Consider the following 2,877-nt stretch of genomic DNA (forward strand, 5'->3'; position numbering starts at 1 on the left):
GCCAATCTCGAAAACGGCGATCCGGAGCTGCTGCTGGCCTCCCTCTGTCGCTTCTCACGGTTCCTGCCCCAGCCACAGAAGGAAAGATTCCTTGATTACATGAGGCCGGCTTCATGAACCGCGTTCGTCCAAAAGAGCGCCCGGTCCGGCTGGACGCCGATTCGTGCAGGAGCCTCCGGCAGCAAGTACTCCAGCGCGACGGCTGGCGCTGCCAGAACTGCGGGAGAACTACTCAGCTCGAAGTTCACCACCTCCGCTTCCGCAGTCAGCAGGGCGAGGACGCCGAGAGCAATCTCATCACGCTCTGCGCTGAGTGTCACGAGAGGGCTCACTCGACAGGGCCAAACGTCGCTTAGGAGTCAAGCCCCTTAAGTCCAGATTCATGACCCGGCTAGATAGGGTTCAAATCTCAAGGCGTAATTTTGCGAAACGAACCCAATAAGTGCTTTGTTTTCAATCCAGCGATCTGGAACTACGAGTGATTAGCGGATGTCGCAGAGTGAACGTCGTGAACATCGTGGACGTTCCTTTGGTAACCCAAAGTAACGGCTGGCAGATTACCCGTGGAATTGTCGCTTCCCGAGGCCGCGCCCACCCGCCAAAATCGCGGTTTTCCGCGTGTTCTTCGGCCCGGAAGTCGTTGTTCCGAAATGGAATTGCCGCTCGCTCGGGCTGCGTGTTACCTTCGCCCAGTCGGCCCTCGCCACCATGATCCGCTCCTATCCATGATCCGCTCCTACCAGGGACACAGCCCGCAGATCGCCGCCACCTGCTTTGTGGATCCCTCGGCCCAGCTCATCGGCGACGTCACCCTGGGCGAGCACGCGAGCGTATGGATGAACGCCGTGCTGCGCGGCGACGTCAACTCCATCCGCGTGGGCTCGAACTCCAACATCCAGGATTGCTCCGTGCTGCACGGCATGCTCGGCAAGTACCCGGTCGAGGTAGGCGAGTGGGTCACCGTCGGCCACTCCGTCACCCTGCACGGCTGCGTAGTCGAGAACCGCTGCCTCATCGGCATGGGCTCGGTCATCCTCAACAACGCCCGCATCGGCTCGGGCTCCATCATCGCCGCCGGCACCGTCATCCCGGAGAACACCGTGGTCGAGCCGCAGTCGCTGTGGATGGGAGTCCCGGGAAAGTTCAAGAAGAAGCTGGGCGAGGCGGACCAGGAGACCATCCTGCGGTACGCGAGAAACTATCTGGGATATAAGGACCAGTACCTGCGTGAGTCCGGCGTAAAGTAGTTGTCATTCCGAGCCCGCTCCGGCGGGCGAGGAACCTACTCTCGTTGAATGCTGATTGCTGATGGCTCCTCCCATCAAATCCGTCCGCGGCACCCGCGACCTCCTCCCCCCGGAGACCGCTCTCTGGAACTTCGTCGAAGCCGCCGCCCGCGACGTCTTCCGCGTCTACGACTTCCACGAGATCCGCACTCCCATCTTCGAGGAGACCCAGCTCTTCGCCCGCTCCGTGGGCGAGGAGACCGACATCGTCTCGAAGGAGATGTACACCTGGGAAGACCGCGCCCGCGCCGAAAGTGAAAAAGGTCAGTCCCTGACCCTGCGCCCGGAAAACACCGCCGGCGTGGTCCGCGCCTACATCGAGCACCGGCTCTGGGAGCGTCCCGGATTGCAGAAGCTCTACTACATCGGCCCGCAGTTCCGCCGCGAGCGTCCGCAGAAGGGCCGTTATCGGCAGTTCTACCAGATCGGCGCTGAGGTCATCGGCCCCGCCGCGGCCGGCAGCGAGTCCCCGGCCCTGGACGCCGAGGTGCTGGAAATGCTGGCCACGCTGCTCGACCGCGTCGGCATTCAGGGCTGGACGCTCGAGCTGAACTCCGTTGGCTGCTCCGCCGACCGCCCCAAATATCACGCCGTCCTGCAGAAAGCTCTCGCCGCTCACGTAAAGAAGATGTGCGCCGACTGCCAGCGCCGCGCGGAGACCAATCCCATGCGCGTCTTCGACTGCAAGGTCGAGGCCGACCAGCCCATCATCACCAAGCTTCCGCGCATGAGTGAATTCCTCGACGACGCCTGCCGCACCCACTTCGCCGAAGTGCAGGCGCTGCTCAAGGCGATGGAAGTCCCATTCAACGTGAACGACCGCCTGGTGCGCGGCTTGGACTACTACACCCGCACCGCCTTCGAATTCACCCACGGCGCGCTGGGGGCGCAGAACGCCATCCTCGGCGGAGGCCGCTACGACGGGCTCTCCGAGATGTTGGGCGGACCCGCCGCTCCCGGCATCGGCTTCGCCATCGGCGAGGACCGGCTGGTGATGGCGGCGGAAGAGTCGGCCGCAGCCATCGCCCATCCGCCCGACGTTTACATCGCGCCGCTCGGCCCCGGCATGGACCGCGAAGCCGCCAAGCTCGCCCGCGAGCTGCGCCACCACGACCTCGTCGTGCGTCTGGGTGACGAGAGCTTTCGCCTGAAGAAGTCGCTCGAAACGGCCGCGAAGCTCGGCGCCCGCTTCGCCCTCATCCTGGGCGAGAACGAGGTCAAGTCCGGCGACTTCGCGCTCAAGAACCTGGCCACCGGCGAGCAGGTGAGCGTTCCGCGCGGAGAACTGGCTCGGCGCATTCAACCTTCGTGAACCCTTTGTTTCCTTCGTGGTGAGCTTTGAGAAGAAGAAGGGCGAGTCCCACCTTATAATCTCCACTCCGCCTTCGGGCGCTCTCAAGGTACTCCGTGCAACTCGACTTCCTCGGCGATCTTCGGCGCACGCACACCTGCGGGGCCCTGCGCTCCGCGGACGCCGGCGCGCGCGTGGTCCTGATGGGCTGGGTGAACCGCCGCCGCGACCTGGGCAACCTCATCTTCATCGACGTGCGCGACCGTACCGGCATCACCCAGATCGTCTTCAACAAGGACC

At 63.7% G+C, this 2,877-nt stretch carries 4 protein-coding genes; 3 read left to right on the forward strand and 1 reads right to left on the reverse strand.

What is annotated here, in order from left to right; genetic code table 11:
• Positions 1-95: 95 nt before the first annotated feature.
• Entirely contained in the window at positions 96-320 is a 225-nt protein-coding gene (locus tag VGQ94_06195) for a hypothetical protein (protein HEV2022102.1), read from the reverse strand.
• Positions 321-725: 405 nt separating this feature from the next.
• Between VGQ94_06195 and VGQ94_06200 the strand changes: the two genes are divergently transcribed.
• The 3 genes from VGQ94_06200 to VGQ94_06210 form a co-directional block, all read left to right on the forward strand.
• Positions 726-1,247: a gamma carbonic anhydrase family protein gene (locus tag VGQ94_06200; GenBank protein HEV2022103.1), complete on the forward strand. Its 522-nt coding sequence runs from the start codon at positions 726-728 to the stop codon at positions 1,245-1,247.
• Positions 1,248-1,308: 61 nt separating this feature from the next.
• Complete coding sequence (gene hisS, locus VGQ94_06205; protein HEV2022104.1) at positions 1,309-2,598, forward strand: histidine--tRNA ligase; 1,290 nt, start codon at positions 1,309-1,311, stop codon at positions 2,596-2,598.
• Positions 2,599-2,693: 95 nt separating this feature from the next.
• On the forward strand, positions 2,694-2,877 hold a 184-nt coding region (locus VGQ94_06210; protein HEV2022105.1), incomplete at its 3' end, for an OB-fold nucleic acid binding domain-containing protein.

Source organism: Terriglobales bacterium (genome assembly GCA_035937135.1).
GTDB lineage: Bacteria > Acidobacteriota > Terriglobia > Terriglobales > Acidobacteriaceae > DASYVL01.